Source organism: Sphingomonas echinoides ATCC 14820 (assembly GCF_000241465.1).
GTDB lineage: Bacteria > Pseudomonadota > Alphaproteobacteria > Sphingomonadales > Sphingomonadaceae > Sphingomonas > Sphingomonas echinoides.
In genome coordinates this window covers 2,644,195-2,668,529 of sequence record NZ_JH584235.1, presented here as the reverse complement: position 1 = coordinate 2,668,529, position 24,335 = coordinate 2,644,195, and the positions used below count along the sequence as shown (strand labels likewise).

The following is a 24,335-nucleotide window of genomic DNA, read 5'->3' as shown; positions in this document are numbered from 1 at the left end:
CCGCCACAGGAAAGACCCCGACCTTATGCTGACCCCCGTGGAGGATGGCCCCGCCATCGTCGCCTGCAACACCTGTCGCCACAGCGGCGACGCGAAAGAGGATGCGGCCGGTTTGCGCGGCGGCGCGCGGCTGGTCGCGGCGTTGCGCGAAGTGCAGGCCGGTGACCCACGCTATGTGGGCATCGCCGTCCAGGAAATGCCGTGCCTGTTCGCCTGCAGCGAATTCTGCACCGTGCATCTGCGTGCGCCGGGCAAGGTCGGCTATGTGCTGGGGCGCTTCACGCCCGATGCCGATGCCGCGACCGCCTTGCTCGATTACGCGCTGGCCTATGCCGAGAGCGAGCATGGCCGCGTGCCGTTCAAAGAGTGGCCGCAGGGCGTGAAGGGGCATTTCATCACCCGCACGCCGCCGCCGGGCTTTGTCGCGCAATGAGCGGTTTTGCATCGCGCGCCGCGTTCGATGCCGCGCTGGCCGATTTGCCCGAACCCGATCGGGCGGCGACAGGCGCTGCGCGCGCGCGGCAAGCGGCATTGACCAAACCGCCGGGCTCGCTCGGTCGTCTGGAGGATATCGCGCTGTTCATGGCCGGGTGGCAGGGCACCGCGCGGCCGCGCATCGCCTGCGGCCGCGCCGCCCTTTTTGCGGGCAATCACGGCTTTGTCGTCCACGGCGTCAGCGCCTTTCCCGCCAGCGTGACGGAGGCGATGGTCGCCAATTTCGTGAATGGCGGCGCGGCGATCAACGCCCTGGCGACGGCGGCGGGCCTGGAGCTTTCGGTGGTCGCGCTGGAGCTCGATCGTCCGACCGCCGATTTCACGCAAAGCCCCGCAATGACGGAGGACGAATGCCTGGCCGCGCTGTCCGCCGGGGCCGCAGTGGTGACGCCGGAGCTCGATGTGCTGGTGGTCGGCGAGATGGGCATCGGCAACACCACCGCCGCCGCCGCTTTGTGCGCGCGCAGCTTTGGCGGCGCGGTGGCAGAGTGGGTCGGGCCGGGAACCGGGGTCGACCCGGACGGCATCGCCCGCAAGATCGCGGTGGTCGAACGCGCGCTCGCCTATCATGCGGGCGCACCGCACACGCCGTTTGAAACGCTGCGGCGGCTGGGCGGGCGCGAGATCGCGGCGATTGCGGGCGCAGTGCTGGCCGCGCGGCGACAGCGCGTGCCGGTGGTTCTCGATGGCTTCATCACCTGTGCCGCACTCGCGCCGCTGGCCGCCCACGCGCCTGCCATTACCGATCACTGCATCGCCGGGCATTGTTCGGCCGAGCCGGGGCATGTCCGCCTGCTCGGCCATTTGGGACTGGAGCCGCTCCTGTCGCTCGGGATGCGGCTGGGGGAGGGCAGCGGTGCCGCAGTGGCCGTGTCGGTCATCCGCAGCGCACTCGCCGCGCATAACGGCATGGCGACCTTTGCCGAGGCGGGGGTGGCGGAGGCGTTGTGAGCAGCGTCCTCCTGCACCTCCTGCGGCATGGCGAGCCGGAACGCGCGGGGCGCTTCATCGGCCACACCGACGCGACCCCGCTGCCGTCGGGCATCGCCGCGTGCGTGGCGCAGGCGCGCGAGCTGGATGTCGCGACGCTGATCGCATCGGACTTGTCGCGCGCCCAGCACGCGGGCGCGGCGATCTCGACGGTGAGAGGGATCCCGCTAACGATCGATCCGCGCTGGCGCGAATTGGACTTCGGGCAGTGGGACGGCCTGCCCCCCAACGCGGTGGACAGTGACGCGCTCGCGCGCTTCTGGGACGACCCCGATGGCTGCGCGCCGCCAGGGGGCGAGCGCTGGTCCGATCTCGTCGGGCGGGTGGCAGAGGCGCTCGCCAATCTGGCGGCGGTGCCAACGCTCGTGGTGACGCACGCCGGGGCGATGCGGGCGGCGCTGGCAGTGCTGTGCGGGTTCGATGCGCGCCAGAGTTGGGCGATCGATCTGCCTTATGCCAGCCTGTTGTCGTTGCGCGTGTGGCGGGGCGAAACGCCCGCTGCGCAGATTATTGGCCTGCGCCGATGAAAAGCGTCCTCCTGGCGATCCAGTTCCTCACCCGCCTGCCAACGCCACAAGTGCAGGCGACCGAGCGCGACTTTGCCCGATCGATGCGCTGGTTTCCCGCCGTCGGACTGATCATCGGGGCACTGGTCGCGGGCGGCGCGTGGCTCGGCGCACAGCTCGATGGCTGGGTGGCGGCGCTGGCGGCGGTGGCGGTCTGGGTGGGGGTGACCGGGGCGCTGCATCTCGACGGGCTGGCGGACCTCGCCGATGGCTACGGTGCCGCACATAAGGACCGCGCGCGCTTGCTCGCGGTGATGGCCGATCCGCATGTCGGCAGCTTCGGCGTGGTCGCGATCGTGCTGCAACTCCTCGCCAAGCTGGTGCTGGTCCACGCCCTGATCGCGGCAGGCGATGTTTTCCCGGCGTTGATCCTGCTGCCCTTTGCCGCGCGCATTGGGCCGCTGGTGTGGACGCTGTGGTTGCCACCGCTGCATGCGGGGCTTGGCGCGCGCTTCGTCGAGCACGTGCGCGTATCGCACATCGTCGGATGGTCCGTCGCGCTGGCGGCGGGTGCGATAGTGGTGCCCGCCATCCTGCTCGCGGTGCCGTTGATTGCCCTGTGGGGCGTGTGGCTGCGGCGAACCCTCGGCGGTGTTTCGGGGGATTGCCATGGCGCGGGAATCGAACTGGTCGAAACCGGCTTGCTGCTCGCGGTGTTAGCCCTGCGCCATCTGTGACAGCGCGACCAACGCGTCGATGTCGAGATGGATTTCGAGCAAAGCGGCGATTTCGTCCAGCGCCTGATCGACCGCCACCTGCTGGTCGATGCCGCTGCCCGTCCCCCCGATCCGCGCGAGCCATGCCGCGCGCTGACCGGCAAGATCGAGCAGACCGTGGACATAGCTGCCCGCGATGCGCCCGTCGGCGCTGATCGCCCCGTCGCTCCGGCCATCGGCCATATGGGCAACCGGGCGGGCGGTATCGGGGCCGGTGGTCTCGCCCATATGAATTTCATAGCCCTGGAACGCCGCACCAAGCGCGGTGCCGTGCACCCGCTCCAGCGTCTTGCGCCCGGCAAGCACGGTGTCCACCGCGAGCAGACCCAGCCCGGCCACGCTGCCCGGCGGCCCCTCGACGCCCTGCGGATCGCTGATCGAGCGCCCCAGCATCTGATACCCGCCGCACAGGCCCAACACATGGCCACCCCGCCGGTGGTGCGCCAGGATGTCAATGTCCCACCCCTGGCCACGCAGGAAGGCAAGGTCGGCGATGGTCGCCTTCGATCCGGCCAGCACCACCAAAGCGGCCTCGGCCGGGATCGGCTGGCCGGGCGCGATCATCCGCACCTCCACGCCCGGCTCCAGCTTCAGCGGATCGAGATCGTCGAAATTGGCGATACGCGGCGTGATCGGGCAGGCAATGACGATCCGTTGCGCTTCGCTGACGATCGGGCGTTCGAGAATGACCGAATCCTCGCTTGGCAAGCGCGCCGCCGGGGCCAGCCACGGCACCACGCCAAAGCCGCGCCAGCCCGCCAGTTGCTCGATCTGGCGATACCCGTCCTCGAACAGCGCCGGATCGCCGCGAAACTTGTTGATCAGAAAGCCGTGAATCATCGCGGCATCGTCGGGGTCGATCACCGCGCGCGTGCCAACGATCGCCGCGATCACACCGCCGCGATCAATATCGCCGACCAGCACCACCGGCACCCCCGCCGCGCGAGCAAACCCCATATTGGCGATGTCGCCAGCCCGCAGGTTGATCTCGGCGGGCGACCCCGCCCCCTCCACCACCACCACATCACATTCGGCGCGCAGCCGACGATAGCTCGCCAGCACATCCTCCAGCAGGGCCCCGCGCGCTTGCCGGTAATTGCCCGGGCGCAAGGTGCCGCGCACGTGGCCATGCACGATCAGTTGCGATGTGTGATCGGCCTGCGGCTTCAGCAGCACCGGATTCATGTCGGTAGTCGGCTCGGTGCGGCAGGCAATCGCCTGGGTCGCCTGGGCCCGCCCGATCTCGCCGCCATCGGCGGTGACGGCGGCGTTGTTCGACATATTCTGCGGCTTGAACGGGCGCACGCGCAATCCGCGATTGGCAAGCGCGCGGCACAGCCCCGCCACCAGCACCGATTTTCCGACATCCGAGCCGGTCCCCTGCAACATTACAGCGCCCATGCCAGCCCTCCTGCGATTGCCCACAGCAACAGGCACGCCCGGCGATAAATCACCAGCGCGCGGCGAATGTCGACGCCCCCCGCATCGTTGCGTCCGTGCGCGCCGATCCAGGGCTTGTCGTGCAGAACGCGATCATACCAGACCGGGCCAACCAGCCGCAGATCGAGCGCGCCCGCCATCGCCGCCTCGGTCCATCCGGCATTGGGGGAGGCGTGCTTGCCCGCATCGCGCGCCATCGTTCGCCACCCTTTGCCTGCGGCAAGGCAAATCGCGATCCCGGCAAGGCGCGCCGGTACCAGGTTCGCCCCATCGTCGATCCGCGCCGCCGCCCAGCCGAACGCGCGCCAGCGTGGCTCACGGTGGCCGATCATGCTGTCGGCGGTGTTGATCGCCTTGTACATCCACACGCCCGGCAGCCCCAACGCGAGCAGCCAGAACAACGGCGCGGCAACCCCGTCGCAAAAGCTTTCCGCCAGACTCTCGATCGCGGCACGGCTGACCCCGGCGGCATCGAGCGCGTCGGGGTCGCGCCCCACGATCTGCGCGACGGCAGTACGCGCGGCGGGCAGGTCGCCTTGCTCGAGCGCCAGCGCAACCGCGCGGACGTGATCGTCCAGGCTGCGCTGCGCCAGCGCGGGAAAGGCGAGCAGCGCGCACACCAGCCACCCGATTGGGCCAAGCCCCTCCAGCACCGCGCGTTGCAGCAACCAGCTTGCCCCGCCGACCGTCCCGATCAGCAGCGCCATCGTGAGAACCCCGAGCGCCCGGCGCGCCGCAAAAGAACGGTCGGGCCGGTTCCATGCCTGTTCACACATGTCGAGGATTCGGGCGAACAGCCCGATCGGGTGACCGATCCGCCGATACAGCCAGGCGGGCCACCCAATCGCCGCATCCAGGGCCAGCGCCACCAGCGCGACCGGTTCAGCCACCGGCCAGAGCCCGATCGAGACGCGCGAGATCTCCGCGCGATGCGGGCACACCCAGGCGCAACCAGCGCGGATCATAGTCGAACGGTCGCGTCAGGATACCGACGCGCGCCAAGCGGTCGAACAGCGCGCTCGCCTCGCACGCCACCAGCCGGAACTGCGGCGAAGCGCCGATCGGCTCCAGTCCGTGGCGGCGCAACACCCGGTCCAGCGCCGCTGCCCGCTCGAACAGGGCGGCGCGGGTGCTGGCGATCCAGCCGCTGTCACCATAAGCCGCCGTGCCAATCGCGATCGCGGCGGCGGAGAGCGGCCAACTGCCGACGGTCGCGCGCCAACGTGCGATCATCGCGGCGGGCCCCACCGCAAAACCCAAACGCACGCCCGCCAGACCGAAGAACTTGCCAAACGAGCGCATGACCAAAACGGGCTCGGTCCCGTCCAGCAACGGCACGATACTGCCGGCGTCCTGCGCATCGATGAACGCCTCATCGACCACCAGCCATCCGCCGCTGCGCGCGAGCACCGCCGCCAGCGCCATCACATCGGCAGGCGCAAGCAAGCGCCCATCGGGGTTGGACGGGTTGGCCAGCACGATCGTGCCGCCCTGCCCCGCCAGCTCGATCGCGGCGTCGAAGGACACGGGGACGCTCCCCGGCAACGCTTCGGCATGGGTGCGATACCCCGGCCAGACATGGCGGAAGGGCGCGGGCAGGCCAAGCGTCGCCAAACCGCGCAAGCCGAATTCGGTGCCGGGTAGCGCCAGAACCTGCGGCCCCCGCGCTCCGAAATAGGCCGTGGCGACCGCTTCAAGCTGACGAAGCGCGGCGTCGTCCGGCAAACGCGCCCAGTCGAAGGTCAGCGCGTCGGCTCCCGGCCACGGCTCTGGATTGATCCCGGTCGACAGATCCAGCCACGGTGTCGGCGCGTCGCGGTAATGAAGCTGCGCTTCCGCAAGCCGACCGCCATGTATGGTCCATTCCCGCAAGCGCACAGTATCCCGTCGTCTGGCCCCACCCGCGCTCGATCGAACGGTGCAGAGTGCCGCGTCCGCGCTATAGGGCAACGCGACTCTGTTGGAACCGCCAAAGCGATGTCGATTGCATTCACACGGACACAATTGATCCTGGGCGGCGCGCGCTCCGGCAAGAGTGGCTTTGCCCAGCGCCAGGCGGAAGGCCTGCCGGGGGCGCTGCTCTATCTGGCCACCGCGCAAGCGCTCGATGGCGAGATGGACGATCGCATCGAGCGGCATCGCGCCGAGCGTGGTGCGCGCTGGCAAACGCACGAGGCACCGCTCGCGCTGGCCGAGGCGATTGCCGCGCACAGTCGCCCCGAAACCGTCCTGCTGATCGATTGCCTGACGCTATGGGCGTCCAACCTGTTGTTCGCGGAGGCCGATCTGACCTCGGCAATCGACGACCTCACCGCCGCCATCGCCGCTGCGCCGGGGAAAATCCTGCTCGTATCGAATGAAGTCGGCCTTGGCATCGTGCCCGACAATGCGCTGGCGCGCCGCTTTCGCGATATGGCGGGCACGATCAACCAGGCAATCGCACGCACCGTCGATTCGGTGGTGTTTGTCGCTGCCGGTTTGCCGTTGGTGCTGAAATAGCCGTGCAGGGCGTGGTGGGCGATGACGGGCTCGAACCGCCGACATTCTCGGTGTAAACGAGACGCTCTACCAACTGAGCTAATCGCCCGCGACCCCGCTCGCGGGAACGAAGAAGCGCCCTGTGCCATCACCGGGCCGACACTGCAAGCCTCTGCGCCGCCGCAGCGCGCAATTACGCGATCGGCGCGCCGATCCGTTGCACCGCCCCAAAATAGGCGCGCATCGCCGCACTCGCGCGGGCGGACAGCGCCATAAAGGCGCGGCGGCGATCGAACGGGTCGGGCTGGCGCTCGAACAGCCCGGCATCGGTCAGCTTGGCGATCCAGCGCAACGCGGTGGTCGGCGCAACCGCTGCGGCAATGCAGAGGCTGGAGACCGAAACCTGCGACCGCTCCAGCTCGGCGGCGAACAGATCGAGCAGCATGTCCCATGCCGGATCCTCGAACAGTCCGCTCCCGAAATGCTGGTCGCGCATGCGCCGCGCGCGGATCGCATCGCGAATGTCGCGCGCGGCGATGGGGCTGGCAGCGGCAGCGGCAGGCCCGCCGCGATAGGACATGCCATGTTCGCCGACATGGCCGCTTTCGCGCGCGGGCAGGTCGGTCGCTTCGCCGGTCAAGCGGGCGAGCGTTTCGGCAATGCGCGCGACCTGTTCGTGCAATTGCCGCAACCGCTCGGCCTCCGCCTCGCGCCCGCTGTCGCGCACGCCGCCGGTGCCGCCCCCCGCCACAAACAACGCCGCGACATATTCGGCAAGACTCGGCGCGCATAACAATTCGATCCCTGGCGTCGCGAGCGCGGCGGAAATGAGATCGATCTGCTCGAAATCCAGCGCGACGATCACCCGCTGCCCCGCGCCGCGGGCGAAGGCGTCGAGCTGTGACAGGACGGGTGCAAGCTGCGCCTCGCTAACCCCGCGCGTGTCGGCCAGGACGATCCCGACCGACCCGGCATGCTCCAAACGCTCGGTCGCGCCGTGCCAGTCGGTCCATGCCCAGCGTTCCCCGCGCACGGCGTCGCACACCTCCGCCACCATCGCGCGCCGATCGTCCGCGACGATCGCCAGAATGTCCGGGGCCTGTCTTCTTGCTCCGCCGATCGGAAACGCCCCGCCTGTCGCTTGCCCGTCTTTGTCCATCGCTGCCGCTCCGCTACGCCGGGCTAGGGCCGCGGCTGAGTACGCAAAGTACGTATTTCCTAATGGCGGAACAGCGAAAGCCGCGCCGTTTCGGCAGCGAAAGGTACGCGAATGCGTGTCTTTGCTCCGCAATGGAGCAAAGCCGCCTCGTTCATTCGTAGACGGCACCGATGTCGGCAAAGGCATCGTCGCGCAATCCGGTCGTCGCCGCGCCCGCCACGCCCGCCGCCAGCGTGATCCACAACGTCATCAGCACCGCGCCCAGCACCCAACCCACCACGGTCAGGCCGGTAATCGCGCCGAATTGCTGCTCCATCTGGTGGCGCTGCGCCGCCTGCACCGCCTCGGGCCGGAAGCCGCCCTGCGCCATTTCCGCAATGTAGCTGCCCTGGGTAAGGCCAAGCACCAACACCGACACCACGGTCACGATCAGGCCAACGACGAGATACGCAGCGAACAACGTCCAGAACCGCCCCTTGGTCAGGTTCCACGATTCGCCGATCATGATCTTGCCGCGCTGCATCGTCAGCGCGAAGGCGAGCGAGAAGCGCACATAGAAGAACATCAGCACCGCCAGCACGATCAGGCCAAGCAGAACGAACACCGGCAAAGCCGCCCCGCGCGCGACCACCGCCACCACACCGCCAACCACGCCCACGACCAGCACGAGCAACAGGTACAACAGAAAGAAGCCGACCGAGAGCACCAATGCGACGAGCACCATGCGCACTTCGTCCATGCCCAGGCGCAGATAGGCAAAGCCGCTTTCCGCCGGGCGCACAGCGGCGCGCAACGCGGCTGTGTACAGCACCAGCAGGCCGATCATCAGCAGCAGGTAGAGGCCGAACATCTGGCTCATCCCCGCCATCATCAGCGCGGGATCAGGGGCCACGCCCGCTGCCTGCGCCGCCAGCGTTCCGGCCATTATCGGCCGTAGCCCCAAAACCACGGCGACGTTCATCACCAGATACAGGCCAGCCCATACCGCCACCGCACCGATCCGCTCCCGGATCAGACGAAAGCCACCGCCGATAATATCGCCAACCGTCACCATCGCCCAAACCCCCGTTCGCGTTTCAGATCAAGAGCTTGGCCGAAGGATACTAGCTTAGTCCAGCGATTTGACGATCTCTTCGACCATCTTCTTGGCGTCGCCCAGCAGCATCATGGTGTTGTCCATATAGAACACGTCATTGTCGACCCCGGCATAGCCGACCCCGCCCATCGAGCGCTTGATGAAGAGCACGGTCTTGGCCTTGCCCACGTCGAGCACGGGCATGCCGTAAATCGGCGAGGTCTTGTCGGTCTTGGCCGCCGGGTTGGTCACGTCGTTCGCGCCGATCACGAAAGCGACATCGGTCTGCGCGAATTCGCTGTTAATGTCCTCCAGCTCGAACACATCGTCATAGGGCACGTTCGCTTCGGCCAGCAGCACGTTCATATGCCCCGGCATGCGCCCGGCGACGGGGTGAATCGCATATTTCACGCGCACGCCATGCGCCTTCAATTTGTCGCCCATTTCGCGCAGTGCGTGCTGCGCCTGGCTCACCGCCATGCCGTATCCCGGCACGATGATGACCTGTTCGGCCTGTTCGAGCAGGAAGGCGGCGTCCTCCGCCGATCCGCGCTTCCATGGCCGCTGTTCCTTGGGCGCGCCGCCCGCCGCCGCGGTTTCGCCGCCAAAGCCACCCGCGATCACGCTGATGAAACTGCGGTTCATCGCCTTGCACATGATGTAGCTGAGGATCGCGCCCGACGACCCGACCAATGCGCCGGTGATGATCATCGCCGTATTGTGCAGCGTGAAGCCCATCGCCGCCGCCGCCCAGCCCGAATAGGAGTTCAGCATCGACACCACCACCGGCATGTCCGCCCCGCCGATCGGCACGATCAGCAGGAAGCCGATCACGAAACTCAGCACCGTGATCGTCCAGAACACCCACGCGCTCTGGTCGATGGTGAAATAGCCGACCAGCCCCAGGATCGCGGCGAGCACGCCGAGGTTGATCACATGCCGCCCCGGCAACAGGATCGGCGCGCCGCCCATATTGCCGTTGAGTTTGAGGAAGGCGATCACCGAGCCCGAAAAGGTGATCGCGCCGATCGCAACGCCCAGCCCCATTTCGATGCGGCTTTGCGCGAAGATCACGCCGCCCTCGGCAATGCCGAACGCGCCCGGATTGAGGAACGCCGCGCACGCCACCAGCACCGCCGCCAGCCCGACCAGCGAATGGAAGGCGGCGACGAGCTGCGGCATGTCGGTCATCGCGATGCGCCGCGCGGTGGTGATGCCGATCGCGGCACCGATCCCGATTGCGGCGAGGATTTCAGCAACAGTAAGCCAGTCGATAAACGGCGTGATATCACGGGCGGGTGCGTAGAGCGTCCAACCATCGCTGAACAGATAGGGCACATGCGTGATGAGCGTCGTCACCACGGCAATGGTCATGCCGATGATGCCCATGCGGTTGCCGCGCTGGCTCGTCGCCGGACTGGACAGCCCGCGCAGCGCGAGGATGAAGCACACCCCCGCAACGAGATAGGCCAGCGATGCCCAGGGATTGACGGTTATGTGTTCCACGTGTCTTCAACCCCTTGCCGTCACCCCGGCCTTGTGCCGGGGTCCACCGCGCCAATAGCCTTAGCGTCAGTGGATGAGTGGACCCCGGCACAAGGCCGGGGTGACGAAATTCAGTGTTTAGCCCCAGCAGGAGCCTTCTTCTTATACATCGCCAGCATCCGCGCAGTGACCGCAAAGCCCCCGAAGATGTTGACGCTCGCCAGCACCACCGCGAGCAGCCCGAGCCATTTCGACGTCGCCCCGCCCTCACCGATCCCGGCCGCCGCCGCCGCGATCAGCGCACCGACGATAATCACCGAGGAAATCGCATTGGTCACCGCCATCAACGGTGTGTGCAACGCGGGCGTGACCGACCACACGACGTAATAGCCGACGAAGCAGGCCATAACGAAGATCGAAAGGATCGAGATAAAGTCCATGGCCGATCAGAACCTCTCAAATTTCAGGATGCTCGCCCGTATCGCAGAGAAAAAAGAAAAAATTCGGACGGGCTTGCACCCGATCAAGGGTAGCGAAACGGGGGCGTGTAGGACAGCAGCGCTCATGCCGCCGGGAGCAACCGTGCGTTGACGATCTTGCCGCCTTGCGTCAGCCGGATCGCGTCGCCGATTTCGGCATCGAGCACGGGCTTGCCCGCCTCCTTGTCCCAAAACGCGCTGAGGAAATTGAACAGGTTGCGCGAGAACAAGGCCGAGGCGTCCGCCGCCAGCCGCGACGCGACGTTGCGATGCCCGACGATCGACACGCCATTCACCACCACGGTCTCCCCCGCCACCGCGCCCTCGACATTGCCGCCGCTTTCGACCGCGAGATCGACGATCACCGAGCCCGGCCGCATACTCGCCACCTGCGCCGCCGAGATCAGCCGCGGCGCGGGCCGTCCCGGAATCAGCGCGGTCGTAATAACAATGTCCTGCTTGGCGATGTGCGACGATACCAGTTCGGCCTGCGCCGCCTGATATTCCGGGCTCATCTCGCCAGCATAGCCGCCCGAGCCTTCGCCCTCGATCCCAGCGACCGATTCGACGAAGACCGGTTTGGCACCCAGCGACAGAATCTGCTCCTTGGTCGCCGAGCGTACGTCGGTCGCCGAGACTTGCGCGCCGAGACGCCGTGCGGTGGCGATCGCCTGCAATCCGGCGACGCCAACGCCCATCACGAACACGCGCGCGGCGGACACAGTCCCCGCCGCCGTCATCATCATCGGAAAGGCGCGGCCATAGACGCTCGCCGCATCGAGCACCGCTTTATACCCGGCAAGGTTCGACTGCGACGACAGGATGTCCATCGATTGCGCGCGGGTGATGCGCGGCATGAATTCCATCGCCAGCGCTTCAAGACCGGCTGCCGCATACCCCTCGATCCGCGCGCGGTCGGCAAAGGGGTTGAGCGCGGCGGCAAGCCATGCGCCGGGCGCGACACCGCTCAGCGTATCGGCGGCAGGCCCCTGCACGCCCAGCACGATTTCCGCCCCGGCCAGCGTCGCGGCGCGGTCGGCAACGCTCGCCCCGGCGGCGGCATAATCGGCATCGGCGATCGAGGCGGTCAGCCCCGCGCCGCTTTCGACCGCGACGCTGGCACCAAGGCCCACGAATTTCTTGACGGTTTCGGGGGTGGCGGCAACGCGGCGCTCACCCTCGGCGGTTTCACGCAGGACAGCGATCTTCACGCTTATTTGCCCGAGATCAGCCACACCACCACGAACGCGATGATGAAGCACGCGATCGCACCATATTTCAGGACGGCAATGACCTTTTCATAGGTCGCGCGGTGAACTTGCAGCTCGCTATCGGCAGCCATCGTTTCTCCCCTCGAAGATCCGGGGTTACCCCCGCTTCGGACCCGTGCTTAGCCCGCACAGCCTGGGCCCTCAACCCCCCTTACATTTGTTACAGGGCGCGCGTGCCATCGTGCCGCTGTGTCCCACCCGTCCCAGGACGGGGCGTTTAAGCCCGCTTTCATACCTTGTCGCTATGGCAGGCGGCTGGATTTGGCACGCATTGGGGTAAAGCATGACGCGCAACGGACAGCGCCTGCTGATGTTGATCGACGACGAACCCGCGCAGCGCCGCCTCGTCGCGGCGATCGCGGTGCGGCGTGGCTGGCGCGCGGTGTTCGCGGCCGACGGCGAAATGGCGATCGCGATGCTCGGCACGCCCGACGGGATGCAGCTTGATGCCGTCTTGCTCGACCAATGGGCCCCCGAAGCCGATCCGAGCGCGCTGATCGACGAAATCCGCGCCCGCCGTCCCGATTTGCCGCTGTTGCTGCTCACCGCCAATGGCTCGGTCGCGCAAGCGGTCGCGGCGATGCGCAGCGGTGCCACCGATTTCCTGGTCAAGCCGCTCGCGCCCGAACGGCTGCTCGGCGCGCTCGATGCGGCGGTCGCGGGCAAGGCGGCGGGCGAATTGCGGCCGCTCACCGAAAAGATCCCGGCGCTGCTGGCGTTTGACGAGATCGTCGGTTCGGCCCCCGATTTCCGCGCCGCGCTCGCCATCGCCGCCAAGGCCGCGCGCGCGCGCGTGCCGGTGCTGCTCGAGGGAGAGAGCGGCGTCGGCAAGGAAGTCGTCGCCGAGGCGATCCACGCCGCCTCGCCGCGCAACAAGAAGCCGATGGTCGCGGTCAATTGCGGCGCGCTGCCGCCCAATCTCGTCGAATCCGAGCTGTTCGGCCATGAAAAGGGTGCCTTTACCGGCGCGTTCGAGCGCAAGATCGGGCGTTTCCAGCTTGCCGATGGCGGCACCTTGTTCCTCGACGAAATCGGCGAAATGCCGCTGGAGGCGCAGGTCAAATTGCTGCGCGTGCTGCAATCGGGCGAGATCCAACCGATCGGCGCACGCCATGTTCGCGAAGTCGATGTTCGCGTCATCGCTGCCACCAACAAGCGCTTGATCGAGGAAGTCGAGGCCGGGCGTTTCCGCGAAGATCTCTATTACCGCCTCAACGTCGTGCAGGTGACGATCCCGCCTTTACGCGAACGTACCGGCGATATTCCGGCGCTCGCCCGCCATTTGCTGGCCCGCATCGCGCAGCAGCCGGGCCTGCGCCAGCTTGGCATTACCGACGATGCGCTCGCCTTGCTGGGACGGTATGACTGGCCTGGCAATGTCCGCCAGCTGCAGAACGCCTTGTTCCGCGCCGCCGTCTTATGCGACGGATCGGCGCTGACCCGCGCGGATTTCCCGCAGATCGCGGCGCTGGGCGGGCAGCGCCACACCACGCCGACTCCGGTGCCGATGGCGACCAGCGGCGGCGTCACGCTGTTCCATGCCGATGGCAATTTGCGCGCGCTCGAGGAAATCGAGGCCGATGTCATCCGGCTTGCGATCGGCCATTATCGCGGGCGCATGACCGAAGTGGCGCGTCGGCTCGGCATCGGGCGTTCGACCCTGTATAGGAAGCTCGGCGAATTGGGGATCGATAACGCTGCGGCCTAACCGCGGCTGTACGATCGCTTCATCGCAAATTCAGAGCCGATGCGGAAATATCTGCGGCGCTGTCTGTTACAGTGTGGAGGAGATTACCCATGTCGAAGAAATCCGTTTTCGCGGCGCTGGCCGTGCTGTCGATGATCCCGGCGGCCCTGCCGACCATGGCCGCCGCGCAAGATCGCGATGACCGCGACCGCCGATATGAGCGCCAGGACGACCAACGCACCTATCGCGGGCAAGACGGCCGTTATTATCGCTGCAAGCGCAGCAGCGGCACGACCGGCGCGATCGCCGGTGGCGTCGGCGGCGCGGTCGCGGGCAATGTGCTGGGCGGCGGCGTGCTCGGCACGCTGGCAGGCGGCGTTGGTGGTGCCCTGCTCGGCAAGCATCTCGACAAGAAGCATGACGCGGCGCAGAATCGCAAGAACGGCTGCTGATCTGCGGTGGGCGGTAGGCGACTACCGCCCTTCCCCTACCAGAGGATCCCTTTGACCGGACGCATCGGTTCGGGAGCAGGATCGCCCAACGCTTGCAGCAGGTCGATCTCGATCGTGCGGCACATCGCGCTCAGCGGCACGTCGTGCACGGTATTGGCGAAGGGATCGACCAGATCGTCGCCAATCCGCAGCACCGCGAGGAACATCGCCCCCGCCACGGTCGACCCGATCGGCGTGGCAAATTCCAGCGTCTCGACCAGCCCAATCGGCAGCAGCACGCAGAACAACCGGGTAAACAGCTCGGGGAAGAAGCGATATTGATTGGGCAAAGGGGTGTTCTTCAGCCGCTCCATGCCGCCCTGTGCGTTGGTGATATCGACCAGGAGCCGCTCGATCGCCGCTTGTTGCACGGTGTCGATCCAGCCGAGCGCGCGCGCATGGTCGATCCGGCGGCCCGTACCATCAAGGATGCCATTGGCGGTGTTGGTGCGCGCGAGCGAGGGCTTGGCTTCGTCCGGTGACAGGAAGCGCTCCACCTCGGGCTTGGGGTCCTGCCGCCGCAACTGACACCGCAGCACGTTCACATACGTGATCTGGCGCAGGATGATCGCGCGTTGCAGATCGCGGCCTTCCGCATCGGGCAGGTAACTGCGCACCGTGCGCGACAGGCTGCGCGAGGCGTTGATCATTGCGCCCCATAGGACGCGCCCTTCCCACCAGCGCTGATAGGCCGAGGTGCTGCGAAACCCCAGAAACAGCGCCAGTGCCGACCCGAACAGCGTCAACGGCAGCGACGGCGCGTGGAAGGGGAGCAGGTAATAGCCGCCCGTCACCACCACATCCCACACGAACAAAACGAGCAGCGGTCGCCACACCTCCGCAAAAATCTGACGCAGGCGCGGGCCGGAATCGATAATCATGGGCGTCCTCCCTCCAACCTGATGGCTGGGTTACCCGTGCCGCTAGCGTCCGACCAGTGCCCGATCGCGCAAGCCACGCCAGACGCGCACCGTCTGCGCCGTTTCCGCGACATCATGCACCCGCAGCACCTGAGCGCCCGCCGCCACGCCCGCCATCGCCAGCGCGATCGATCCGCCAAGGCGCTCGCGCGCGGGCGCTTCATTGGACAGCGCGCCAATCAGGCGCTTGCGGCTTGCACCCAGCAGGATGGGGCAGCCGAGACCGTGCAACAGCGCAAGGCCGTTGATCAGCGCGAGATTGTCCGACAGCGATTTGCCAAAGCCGATGCCGGGATCGACGATGATCCGCGACCGGTCGACCCCGCCCGCGACGACCGCCGCAATCCGCGCCTCCAGCCAGTCGAACACCTCGACCAGCACATCGTGATAGCCCACCCCGCCATGGCCGCCCTTGGCCGGATCGGGCGAATGCATCAGCACGACTGGGCAGCCCGCCTTCGCCACCACCTCCAGCGCGCGATCGTCCCACAAAAGCGCGGCGACATCGTTGACGATCGCCGCCCCTGCGCCCAGCGCCGCCTCCATCACCGCCGCCTTGCGCGTGTCGATCGAAACGAGCGTTCCGCTGCGCGCGAGGCGTTCGATCACCGGCACGACACGCGCGATCTCATCGCCTTCCCACACCGTCGCGGCCCCGGGCCGGGTCGATTCGCCGCCAACGTCGATCAGCGCGGCACCGGCCTCCGCCATCGCCACACCCGCACTGGCGGCGGCGGCCGGATCGTCATGCACCGCACCGCCGTCCGAAAAACTGTCGGGCGTCACGTTGAGGATGCCCGCGACCAGCGGCTGGTCAAAGCGCAACGTCCGCTCGCCCAGCACCAGCGGCGGGCGCGGCGCGGTGATCGCGGCGTGGAGCGAGGCAGCGCGCTCGTCGCGCAGCAACGGGCCAAGCTCGGCCACGGGCACGGTGCGCCGCCGCCCCCCCTCGATCACTTCATAAGCGGAGAACCACAGCATCCCGCCCGCCAGCCGCGCGACCTCGCCGTCGCGATCAACCGGGGTGTCGACGAACTGGATCGGGCGGAGGTGGAGGGTCATGGTACGTCACCCCGGACTTGTTCCGGGGTCCACCGTGGTGCCATCCCCGCGCGATGTTCTTTGCGGCACCGTGGATGCCGGAACAAGTCCGGCATGACGGTTTGCGCTTAAGGCTGCGTCGCCAGCAGATAGGTCTGGCGCAGCACGTCGATCGGTTTCAGCCCCTCGGGCGTTTCATAATGCCAGAAGGTCCAGCCGTTGCACGCAGGTGCATTCTGCAGCGTCGAGCCCAATTTGTGGATCGAGCCGACCGCGCCGCATACGCTTTCCAGGCTGCCATCGGCGCGCACCAGCGCGCGGTGCTTGCGCTTGGCATCGCACAGCACATGGCCGGCCGTCAGATACCCATTTTCGACCAGCACACCGAACGCGACCTTCGGTGCGGCCTTGGGGCTTTGCATCGTCTTCAGCGACGATTCGTCGAGCGGCAGCGCCGCAGCGATGCGTTCGCGCGCGGCGGCGATATAGTCGTCCTCGCGCTCGATCCCGATCCAGCGCCGCCCGAGACGCTTGGCCACCGCACCGGTCGTGCCGGTGCCGAAGAACGGATCGAGCACCACGTCGCCGGGCTTGGTGCAGGCAAGCAGGATGCGATAGATCAGCGCCTCGGGCTTCTGCGTCGGATGAACCTTGACCCCGTCCTTCTTCAACCGCTCCTGCCCGCCGCACACCGGAAATTCCCAGTCGCTGCGCATCTGCAATTCGTCGTTCAGCGTCTTCATGCTGCGATAGTTGAAGGTGTATTTGGCCTTTTCGCCCATCGACGCCCAGATCAGCGTCTCATGCGCGTTGGTGAAGCGCGTGCCCTTGAAATTGGGCATCGGATTGGCCTTGCGCCACACAATGTCGTTGAGGATCCAATAGCCGAGATCCTGGATCGCAGCACCGACCTTGAAGATGTTGTGATAGCTGCCGATCACCCAGATCGCGCCATTGTCCTTCAGGATGCGCTTGGCCTCGACCAGCCATTCGCGCGTGAACTTGTCATAGGCGCTGAGCGAATCGAACTTGTCCCATGCGTCGGTCACCGCATCGACATGGCTGCCATCGGGCCGCGACAGATCACCGCCGAGCTGCAAATTGTACGGCGGATCGGCGAAGATCAGATCGACCGATTTGGCCGGCAGCGCGCGCATCGCGGCGATGCAATCCCCCTGCAGGATCTGGTCGAGCGGCAGCTCGGCCATCGGCGCGCGTGGCCCCGTGTCGGGCTTCGTCCCGACCCTGATCTTTTCCAAAACGCCCATCATGCCCGCCTTTATTCGCTGTCGCGCGCATCCCTGCGAATGTGGGGACTCCCGTCAAGCGAACATTGGTTAACGAAAACCTCTGCCAAATCGTTAACAAGACGGAACATTTCGGGAAGCTGGCCAGATGTTGAGTCCAGAGTTATCCACAGGCCCAACCGCTGGGGTGTCGCCGCGAGGACTCACTTGCTAGAAAAAAGATGGCCCCGGAACGAATTCGGGGCCGCGATCACACCAACAACGTTTCGCGCGCGCGATACGCCGCCGCGACGGGTGCAAAGCTGCGGCGGTGGAGCGGGCACGGCCCATGCTCGCGCAGCGCGCGCAAATGGTCGGGCGCGCCATAGCCCTTGTTGCTGTGCCAGCCATAATGCGGATGCGCGTCGGCATGCGCGAGCATGATCGTGTCGCGCGTGTGCTTGGCGATGATCGAGGCGGCGGCGATCGACAGGCTGATCGAATCGCCCTTCACGATCGGCGTCGCGGCAAAGCCCCATTTGGGCAAGCGATTGCCATCCACCAGCACATGCCCCGGCGCACAGCCGAGCGCCTCCACCGCCAGCGTCATCGCCTTCATCGTCGCCCAATAGATGTTGAGCGTGTCGATTTCCTCGGCCTCGACAATGCCGATTCCCACGATCGCGCAGGCGCGCAACCGGTCATGCAGGCGCGCGCGGTCGGCATGGGCGAGCTTCTTCGAATCGTCGATCCCGCGCGGGATGCCTTTGGGCGGCAGGATAACGGCAGCCGCCACTACCGGCCCGGCCAGCGGCCCGCGCCCGGCCTCATCCACCCCAGCGACGGGCGCAAGGCAGAGCTTTTCGTGTTTCAGGCTAGGCATTGCGCAAGCGCCATGGCGGATAGCGGCGGTTCTCGCCAGCCTGGTAGAGGCACACCGCATTGCCCGCCGGATCGCGCAGCCGCGCTTCGCGCCAGCCCCAGGGCTGGTCGGTCGGCGGCTGATCGAACACCAGCCCCGCCGCCTGCAAGCGCGCGACCTCGGCGTCGAGATCGGTGCATTCGAAAAACACCGTCGGTTCCGCGTACTGCTCGATCGAAAGCGTTGCGCCGCCGGGTGCTTCGAAGCGCGCATAATGCGCGTCCTCGGTGGCAACGATCTGGGTGAGGCCGAGCGTGCGGTAGAAATCGCACGAGGCGGCATAATCGGCCAGGCCGAGCGTGATCTGATTGAGCCGCCGCTCGGGCCCGAGATCCAGCCGGACGTTCTGATGCCCCATCGGCCCATGTCCACCGCCAAGGCCGGGGGCCTCGTGGAGCGCGAGGCGAACGAACTGGCGCGCGCCAGCAACCGCTGCGGTTAGCGACTGCCCCTTTGCCAGCAAGGTCGCGATCGCCGAGGCGAGCGTGCACCCGGTGCCGTGCGTGCTGCGGGTTTCGATCCGCGCGGCAGACCAGGACGCGACCTCGCCTTGGGGGCCGATCAAGCGATCAACGATCTCGTCCCCTTCGCCATGCCCGCCTTTGATGAGCAAAAATCCCTCTCCCAGCGGGAGAGGGAAGGGGCCCGCGCCAAAGGCGTGGGAAGGGTGAGGGTCCGCCGCAGCGTCCACATCACCCTCACCCTTCCGCCGCTCCGCGGCTCCCTCCCTCTCCCGCTGGGAGAGGGATTTTTGCAGTGCCTCCAATTCCGGCAAATTCGGCGTCACCACGGTAGCAATCCGCATCAGCCGCTCGAACGCCGCAATCGTATCGGCGTCGGCCAGCACATCACCGCTGGTCGCGACCATCACCGGATCGAACACCACCGGGGCGTCGATCTTCTCCAGCACATCCGCCACCGCATGTGCCGTCTCGGCCGACCCGATCATCCCAATCTTCACCGCATCGATCCCAATGTCCGGCACACACGATTCGATCTGCGCGATCACCATTTCGGTCGGCACCGGCAGCACCGCCTGCACGCCCAGCGTATTCTGCGCGGTGATCGCGGTGATCGCGGTCATCGCGTGGCCGCCGAGCATCGTCACGGTCTTGATATCGGCCTGGATGCCAGCACCGCCACCCGAATCCGAGCCTGCGATGATCAGGATGCGCGCGACAAAGCGCCCCTCCCGCTGGCGGGAGGGGTTGGGGGAGGGGCTGTCTTGGTCGGGAAGGTTCGTCACATGCCCTCCCCTAACCCCTCCCGCGAGCGGGAGGGGAATTAAACCGGCGCACGGTGCTCGCCGGGTGGCGCGCCAGCGCGTCATCGACGCGCGCAGGACGGTCCATCAATTCGCCGCGGCAATTGGGGCAGCGATCATCGAGCGCCTCGGCGCATTCGGCGCAGAAGGTGCATTCGAACGAGCAAATGAACGCGCCCGCTTCATCGGCGGGCAAGTCCACGCCGCAGCGTTCGCAATCGGGGCGCATTTCGAGCATCAGCCGGCCGCCACGCGCATGGCGTCGCAAATGCGATCGACCACCGCCTCGACCTGCGCCGGGTCATCGCCCTCGGCCATCACGCGGATAACGGGCTCGGTGCCAGACGGGCGGATCACGAGCCGCCCCTTGCCCTTCAGTTCAGCCTCAGCCTCGGCGATCACCGCCTTCACCGCCTCGGCTTCCAGCGGCTTGCCACCTGCGAACCGCACATTCTTCAGCAATTGCGGCAATGGCTCAAAGCGGTGCAGCAGCTCGCTCGCCGGTGCGCCTGCCCATACCAGTTCGGCGAGGATCTGCAGCGCCGCGACCAGGCCGTCACCGGTCGTCGCATAATCGGACAGGATGATATGCCCCGATTGCTCACCACCGACATTATAGCCCTGCGCGCGCATCGCCTCGAGCACATGGCGATCACCGACCGCGGTCCGGACCAGGCCAATGCCTTGCGCGGCGAGGTGCCGCTCAAGCCCGAGGTTGGACATGACCGTCGCGACCAGGCCGCCATTCTTCAACCGCCCGCTGCGCGCCCAGCCACTGGCGATCGTCGCCATCAACTGGTCGCCATCGACGACATGCCCCTTTTCGTCGACCACGATCAGCCGGTCGGCATCGCCGTCGAGCGCGATGCCGAGCTGCGCGCCGCTCGCCACCACCGTCTCGCACAAGGTCTGCGGCGCGGTCGAGCCGACGCCGTCATTGATGTTCCGGCCATTGGGCGTCACGCCGATCGCAACGACATCGGCCCCCAATTCCCACAAGGCAGTCGGCGCCACGCGATACGCCGCGCCATTGGCGCAATCGACGACGATACGCATGCCGTCGAGCCGCAGATTTTCGGGAAAGGTCGATTTGGCGAAATGGATATATCGACCCTGCGCGTCGTCCACGCGCCGCGCGCGGCCGATTTCGGCAGCGGGCGACAGCGCGATCTCACCATCGATCAACGCCTCGATCGCCGTTTCGTCAGCATCGGACAGCTTATAGCCATCGGGACCGAACAATTTGATGCCATTGTCGAAGAACGGATTGTGGCTGGCGGAAATCATCACGCCGAGATCGGCGCGCATCGACTGGGTCAGCATCGCCACCGCCGGCGTCGGCATCGGGCCCAAGAGCACAACGTCCATACCAACGCTGGTGAAGCCCGCCACCATCGCCGATTCGAGCATATAACCCGACAGGCGCGTGTCCTTGCCGATCACCACGCGGTGCTTGTGGTCGCCGCGGCGGAAATGCGCGCCGGCTGCCATGCCGACCTGCATTGCCATCGCCGCGGTCATCGGGGCTTTGTTGGTCAGACCACGAATCCCATCGGTGCCGAAATATTTTCTTGCCATCAGCCCTCATCCATTGGGTTATGCCCGTATCTTCAGAGGTGCCTGATAGCGCCGCTTACGGATAAGGGCGAGTATGTCTGCAACGTTGAATAGCCCGTCGACACGGATCCTCGTGTCGCTGGGCGCTGGATTACTCCTTGGCATCGCTTTTGCCACCTGGCTGCCGGCGGCGGTGCCCGGAGCGACCGCAGTGGCGCAACCGATCGGCTCGGCCTGGCTCAACGCGCTGCAAATGACGGTGATTCCGCTGGTCTTCTCGCTTTTGGTCACCGGCATCGCGTCGACCGCCGAGGCGGCACGCAGCGGCGCAGTCGCGGCGCGCGCGATCAGCATCATTCTGGTGGTGATGGTCAGCAGCGCGGTCGCGGCGGCGCTGCTGACCCCGCTGTTCCTCGGCCTGGTGCCGATGCCCGCCGCCTCTGCCGCCGCCTTGCGCGGCGCGCTGGTGAATGTCGGCCCGCCCGGCGCGGTGCCGCCGCTCGGTGAGTTTCTGGCGGGCATGGTGCCCAATAACGTCATCGCCGCCGCCGCCAATGGCGGCTTCCTGTCGCTGATTCTGTTCGCGTTGATCTTCGCCTTTGCCCTGACCCGCATCGACGCCACGGGCCGCACCGCGTTGCTGACCTTCTTTTCGGCGATCCGCGACGCGATGCTGGTGATGATCGGCTGGATCATCTGGATCGCGCCGATCGGCGTGTTTGCACTCGCCCTGACGGTCGCCGCCAAGACGGGTACGGCGGCGGTCGGCGCGCTGTTCCACTATATCGTGACGGTGTCCTCGGTCGGAATCGTGGTCAGCCTGTTTGCGGTGCCCGTTGCCGTCTGGGGTGGCGGCATCGCGCTGGGGCGGTTCGTACGCGCTTCGCTGCCGGTGCTGGCGGTCGCGCTCAGCACGCAATCCTCGCTCGCCAGCTTGCCCGCGATGCTGCGCAGTTCGGAGGAAATGGACGTGCCGGTCGCCACCTCGGGCGTGGTGCTGCCGCTTGCCGTTGCGATGATGCGCGCGACCGGCCCGGCGATGAACCTGGCGGTCGCCATCTATGTCGCGGCATGGTTCGGCGTGCCGCTGACCTTCGCGACGCTCGCCGCCGCCACCGTGGTCGCCGTGCTCACCTCGCTTGGCTCGGTCAGCTTGCCCGGGCAAATCAGCTTCATTAGCGCAATCGCGCCGATCGCGGTGACCCTCGGCGTGCCCGTCGCCCCGCTTGGGCTGCTGGTCGCGGTCGAGACGATGCCGGATATTTTCCGAACCCTTGGGAACGTCATCTTCGATCTGGCGGTTACGCTGACCGTGGCAGCGCGGGGTGACAAGGTCCCGCTTTCCGCCGCCGACACCTTGCTGCAGGAACACCACTCATGAAATATCGCACGCTTGGGCCCGATCTCACGGTTTCCGCGCTTGGCCTCGGCTGCATGCCGATGGCGGGCGTCGGTGCCAATATGTACGGCGCTGCGAACGAAGCCGAGAGCATCGCCACCATCCACCGCGCGATCGAGCTGGGCGTGACGCTGTTCGACACCGCCGAAGTCTACGGCCCGCTCATCAACGAGGAACTGGTCGGCCGCGCCATCCGCGGCAAGCGCGACCGCCTGGTGATCGCGACCAAATTCGGCTTCCGCTTTGGCGACGATGGCAAGGTATCTGGCGTCGACAGCACCCCCGCCAACATCCGCCGCGCGTGCGAAGGCTCGCTCCAGCGGCTCGGCATCGACACGATCGACCTGTTCTACCAGCACCGCGTCGATCCGAACGTGCCGATCGAAGACACCGTCGGCGCGATGGCCGAGCTGGTGCGCGAGGGCAAGTTGCGCTTCCTCGGCCTGTCCGAAGCGAGCGCCGCCACGCTGCGCAAAGCTGCGGCAGTGCATCCGATCGCGGCGCTGCAATCCGAATATTCGCTGTGGGAGCGCGATATCGAGGAAGAGATCCTGCCCACGTGCCGCGAGCTCGGCACCGGTTTCGTGCCCTACAGCCCGCTCGGGCGCGGTTTCCTGACGGGTCAGATCACGTCGCGCGATGACCTGCCCGAGGGCGATTATCGCCGCAACGACCCGCGCTATTCGGAAGAGAATTTCGCGGAAAACCTCAAGATCGTCGATGTCGTCAAGCGGATCGCCGCCGCCCACGGCGTCAGCGGCGCGCAGGTCGCGCTCGCCTGGTTGCTGGCACAAGGCGACGATGTCGTGCCGATCCCGGGTTCCAAGCGCCGCGCGACGCTCGAGGACAGCATGGCGGCAGTGGAGGTCAGCTTAACCGCCGAAGACCTGACCGCGCTCGATCGCGCCGCGCCGCGCGGCGGCACGGCGGGGCCGCGTTATGGCGGCCCGATGATGAAGATGGTCCGGCTCTAGCGATAGACCCAGTGCCACAGCCCCACCGCCACCCCGGCGATGGGAAGGTGCGCCCAGGTCGCGGCCAGCCAGATCACCACCCCGCCCGCAAGATCATGCGGGCGGAAGCCGCCGAAGCGCGCGCGCCCCCGCGCGATGGCGAGGAACGGCCAATAGCTCGTCTTGCGCTCCCAATCGCGCCACAGCTCGGGTTGCAGCGCTTCCTTCTTGCGGTCCTGCAACGCCGCGCCAACCAGCGAGAGCACGATAATCGCCACCGCGACGATGATGTTGGCGGCGATCGGATAGACCGCGATGTGGCACAGCCCCCACAAAGCGAACGCCCACAGCATCGGGTGGCGGGTGATGCTGAACACCCCGCGCGCCGTGGCGGGCGCGGCGGCAACCGGTGGCCCGGGCAACGCGGGATTGCCGAGCAGCGATCCCATCAGCAGCACGCTCGCCAGCAGCATCACCAGCGTGACAGGGCCCCAAATCCCCTCGCCCACCGCCCATAGCGGCGCGGTGGCGGGGGCGGCACGATAGGCATGGGCCAGCCAGCCGAGCGTGGCGAAGGCGACCAGCGCGTAGATCCCCATGAACCCATTCGCACCGACCGCCTTGACGATCGGGCTGCGCAGCGGATGCGACAGCAGGAAATGCGTCCCCACAAACGCCACCGCTGCCGCGGCCACCTGTTCCAGACCGTCCACTCGCGCTT

The 24,335-nt window shown here is 66.9% G+C and carries 26 protein-coding genes and 1 tRNA gene; 9 read left to right on the top strand and 18 right to left on the bottom strand.

Annotated features, from left to right (window positions below):
• Positions 1-25: 25 nt before the first annotated feature.
• Genes ON00_RS12605 through cobS form a run of 4 tightly spaced genes read left to right on the top strand, consistent with a single transcriptional unit; the run spans position 26 to position 2,728 of the window.
• The gene (locus tag ON00_RS12605) at positions 26-433 is read left to right on the top strand and encodes a DUF1636 domain-containing protein (RefSeq protein ID WP_010406241.1); all 408 of its coding nucleotides are present in this window, start codon (positions 26-28) and stop codon (positions 431-433) included.
• Complete coding sequence (gene cobT / locus ON00_RS12600) at positions 430-1,446, top strand: nicotinate-nucleotide--dimethylbenzimidazole phosphoribosyltransferase (protein WP_010406240.1); 1,017 nt, start codon at positions 430-432, stop codon at positions 1,444-1,446. Before ON00_RS12605 ends, cobT begins: the two co-directional genes overlap by 4 nt.
• On the top strand, positions 1,443-2,012 hold the full coding sequence (locus tag ON00_RS12595) for a histidine phosphatase family protein (protein ID WP_010406239.1): 570 nt from the start codon (positions 1,443-1,445) through the stop codon (positions 2,010-2,012). The genes cobT and ON00_RS12595 overlap by 4 nt, the downstream gene beginning before the upstream one ends.
• Positions 2,009-2,728 carry an adenosylcobinamide-GDP ribazoletransferase gene (gene cobS / locus ON00_RS12590; RefSeq protein ID WP_010406238.1) on the top strand — a complete coding sequence of 240 codons (720 nt, stop codon included), beginning with the start codon at positions 2,009-2,011 and terminating at the stop codon, positions 2,726-2,728. Before ON00_RS12595 ends, cobS begins: the two co-directional genes overlap by 4 nt.
• On the opposite strand, the gene ON00_RS12585 is transcribed toward cobS, so the two are convergent.
• From ON00_RS12585 to ON00_RS12575, 3 genes are read right to left on the bottom strand one after another with little or no spacing between them, the layout of a single operon-like run.
• A complete protein-coding gene (locus ON00_RS12585) occupies positions 2,708-4,168 on the bottom strand; it encodes a cobyric acid synthase (RefSeq protein WP_010406236.1) in 1,461 nt (486 codons plus the stop codon). The genes cobS and ON00_RS12585 overlap by 21 nt on opposite strands.
• Entirely contained in the window at positions 4,156-5,097 is a 942-nt protein-coding gene (cbiB, locus tag ON00_RS12580) for an adenosylcobinamide-phosphate synthase CbiB (protein WP_040602080.1), read from the bottom strand. Before cbiB ends, ON00_RS12585 begins: the two co-directional genes overlap by 13 nt.
• Positions 5,090-6,085 (bottom strand): aminotransferase class I/II-fold pyridoxal phosphate-dependent enzyme, encoded by a 996-nt coding sequence (locus ON00_RS12575; RefSeq protein WP_010406234.1) that lies wholly within the window; start codon positions 6,083-6,085, stop codon positions 5,090-5,092. The genes cbiB and ON00_RS12575 overlap by 8 nt, the downstream gene beginning before the upstream one ends.
• 99 nt (positions 6,086-6,184) lie before the next feature.
• Here ON00_RS12575 and cobU point away from each other — a divergent pair, with 99 nt between their 5' ends.
• Complete coding sequence (gene cobU, locus ON00_RS12570) at positions 6,185-6,706, top strand: bifunctional adenosylcobinamide kinase/adenosylcobinamide-phosphate guanylyltransferase (protein ID WP_010406233.1); 522 nt, start codon at positions 6,185-6,187, stop codon at positions 6,704-6,706.
• 12 nt (positions 6,707-6,718) lie between these two features.
• Here the strand turns inward: cobU and ON00_RS12565 are convergent.
• From ON00_RS12565 to ON00_RS20405, 7 genes are all read right to left on the bottom strand, one after another.
• Positions 6,719-6,794, bottom strand: a tRNA-Val gene (locus ON00_RS12565).
• A gap of 84 nt (positions 6,795-6,878) precedes the next feature.
• Positions 6,879-7,844: a winged helix DNA-binding protein gene (locus tag ON00_RS12560; protein ID WP_010406232.1), complete on the bottom strand. Its 966-nt coding sequence runs from the start codon at positions 7,842-7,844 to the stop codon at positions 6,879-6,881.
• 151 nt (positions 7,845-7,995) lie between these two features.
• Entirely contained in the window at positions 7,996-8,898 is a 903-nt protein-coding gene (locus ON00_RS19885) for a hypothetical protein (protein ID WP_010406231.1), read from the bottom strand.
• A 54-nt stretch (positions 8,899-8,952) separates the two neighbouring features.
• Positions 8,953-10,425, bottom strand: a complete 1,473-nt coding sequence (locus ON00_RS12550) for an NAD(P)(+) transhydrogenase (Re/Si-specific) subunit beta (protein WP_010406230.1) — start codon at positions 10,423-10,425, stop codon at positions 8,953-8,955.
• A 110-nt stretch (positions 10,426-10,535) separates the two neighbouring features.
• Positions 10,536-10,844, bottom strand: a complete 309-nt coding sequence (locus ON00_RS12545; protein WP_010406229.1) for an NAD(P) transhydrogenase subunit alpha part 2 — start codon at positions 10,842-10,844, stop codon at positions 10,536-10,538.
• A gap of 122 nt (positions 10,845-10,966) precedes the next feature.
• On the bottom strand, positions 10,967-12,094 hold the full coding sequence (locus ON00_RS12540) for an NAD(P) transhydrogenase subunit alpha (RefSeq protein ID WP_010406227.1): 1,128 nt from the start codon (positions 12,092-12,094) through the stop codon (positions 10,967-10,969).
• A 2-nt stretch (positions 12,095-12,096) separates the two neighbouring features.
• Positions 12,097-12,225, bottom strand: coding sequence for an aa3-type cytochrome c oxidase subunit IV (locus ON00_RS20405; protein ID WP_086010570.1), 129 nt, complete (start codon positions 12,223-12,225; stop codon positions 12,097-12,099).
• Positions 12,226-12,437: 212 nt separating this feature from the next.
• Here ON00_RS20405 and ON00_RS12535 point away from each other — a divergent pair, with 212 nt between their 5' ends.
• The gene (locus ON00_RS12535) at positions 12,438-13,862 is read left to right on the top strand and encodes a sigma-54-dependent transcriptional regulator (RefSeq protein WP_010406224.1); all 1,425 of its coding nucleotides are present in this window, start codon (positions 12,438-12,440) and stop codon (positions 13,860-13,862) included.
• An 89-nt stretch (positions 13,863-13,951) separates the two neighbouring features.
• The gene (locus tag ON00_RS12530) at positions 13,952-14,293 is read left to right on the top strand and encodes a hypothetical protein (protein WP_010406221.1); all 342 of its coding nucleotides are present in this window, start codon (positions 13,952-13,954) and stop codon (positions 14,291-14,293) included.
• A 35-nt stretch (positions 14,294-14,328) separates the two neighbouring features.
• Here ON00_RS12530 and ON00_RS12525 read toward each other — a convergent pair whose 3' ends face one another.
• The 7 genes from ON00_RS12525 to glmM form a co-directional block, all read right to left on the bottom strand.
• Complete coding sequence (locus ON00_RS12525; protein WP_010406218.1) at positions 14,329-15,213, bottom strand: bestrophin family protein; 885 nt, start codon at positions 15,211-15,213, stop codon at positions 14,329-14,331.
• Between the two features lie 42 nt (positions 15,214-15,255).
• Complete coding sequence (gene folP / locus ON00_RS12520; RefSeq protein WP_010406216.1) at positions 15,256-16,314, bottom strand: dihydropteroate synthase; 1,059 nt, start codon at positions 16,312-16,314, stop codon at positions 15,256-15,258.
• 107 nt (positions 16,315-16,421) lie between these two features.
• Positions 16,422-17,561, bottom strand: a complete 1,140-nt coding sequence (locus tag ON00_RS12515) for a site-specific DNA-methyltransferase (protein WP_029622796.1) — start codon at positions 17,559-17,561, stop codon at positions 16,422-16,424.
• 229 nt (positions 17,562-17,790) lie between these two features.
• Positions 17,791-18,402, bottom strand: coding sequence for a ribonuclease HII (locus tag ON00_RS12510; protein WP_010406213.1), 612 nt, complete (start codon positions 18,400-18,402; stop codon positions 17,791-17,793).
• A complete protein-coding gene (locus tag ON00_RS12505) occupies positions 18,395-19,687 on the bottom strand; it encodes a bifunctional hydroxymethylpyrimidine kinase/phosphomethylpyrimidine kinase (RefSeq protein ID WP_010406211.1) in 1,293 nt (430 codons plus the stop codon). The genes ON00_RS12510 and ON00_RS12505 overlap by 8 nt, the downstream gene beginning before the upstream one ends.
• Positions 19,688-19,697: 10 nt before the next feature.
• Complete coding sequence (locus tag ON00_RS12500) at positions 19,698-19,943, bottom strand: DUF1272 domain-containing protein (protein ID WP_010406210.1); 246 nt, start codon at positions 19,941-19,943, stop codon at positions 19,698-19,700.
• The gene (gene glmM, locus ON00_RS12495) at positions 19,943-21,283 is read right to left on the bottom strand and encodes a phosphoglucosamine mutase (RefSeq protein ID WP_010406207.1); all 1,341 of its coding nucleotides are present in this window, start codon (positions 21,281-21,283) and stop codon (positions 19,943-19,945) included. Before glmM ends, ON00_RS12500 begins: the two co-directional genes overlap by 1 nt.
• 73 nt (positions 21,284-21,356) lie before the next feature.
• Between glmM and ON00_RS12490 the strand changes: the two genes are divergently transcribed.
• Both ON00_RS12490 and ON00_RS12485 read left to right on the top strand, forming a co-directional pair.
• Complete coding sequence (locus ON00_RS12490) at positions 21,357-22,643, top strand: dicarboxylate/amino acid:cation symporter (RefSeq protein WP_010406205.1); 1,287 nt, start codon at positions 21,357-21,359, stop codon at positions 22,641-22,643.
• On the top strand, positions 22,640-23,635 hold the full coding sequence (locus ON00_RS12485; protein WP_010406203.1) for an aldo/keto reductase: 996 nt from the start codon (positions 22,640-22,642) through the stop codon (positions 23,633-23,635). The genes ON00_RS12490 and ON00_RS12485 overlap by 4 nt, the downstream gene beginning before the upstream one ends.
• Here ON00_RS12485 and ON00_RS12480 read toward each other — a convergent pair.
• On the bottom strand, positions 23,632-24,327 hold the full coding sequence (locus ON00_RS12480) for an NnrU family protein (protein ID WP_010406201.1): 696 nt from the start codon (positions 24,325-24,327) through the stop codon (positions 23,632-23,634). The two genes, ON00_RS12485 and ON00_RS12480, sit on opposite strands and share 4 nt — an antisense overlap.
• Positions 24,328-24,335: the final 8 nt, after the last annotated feature.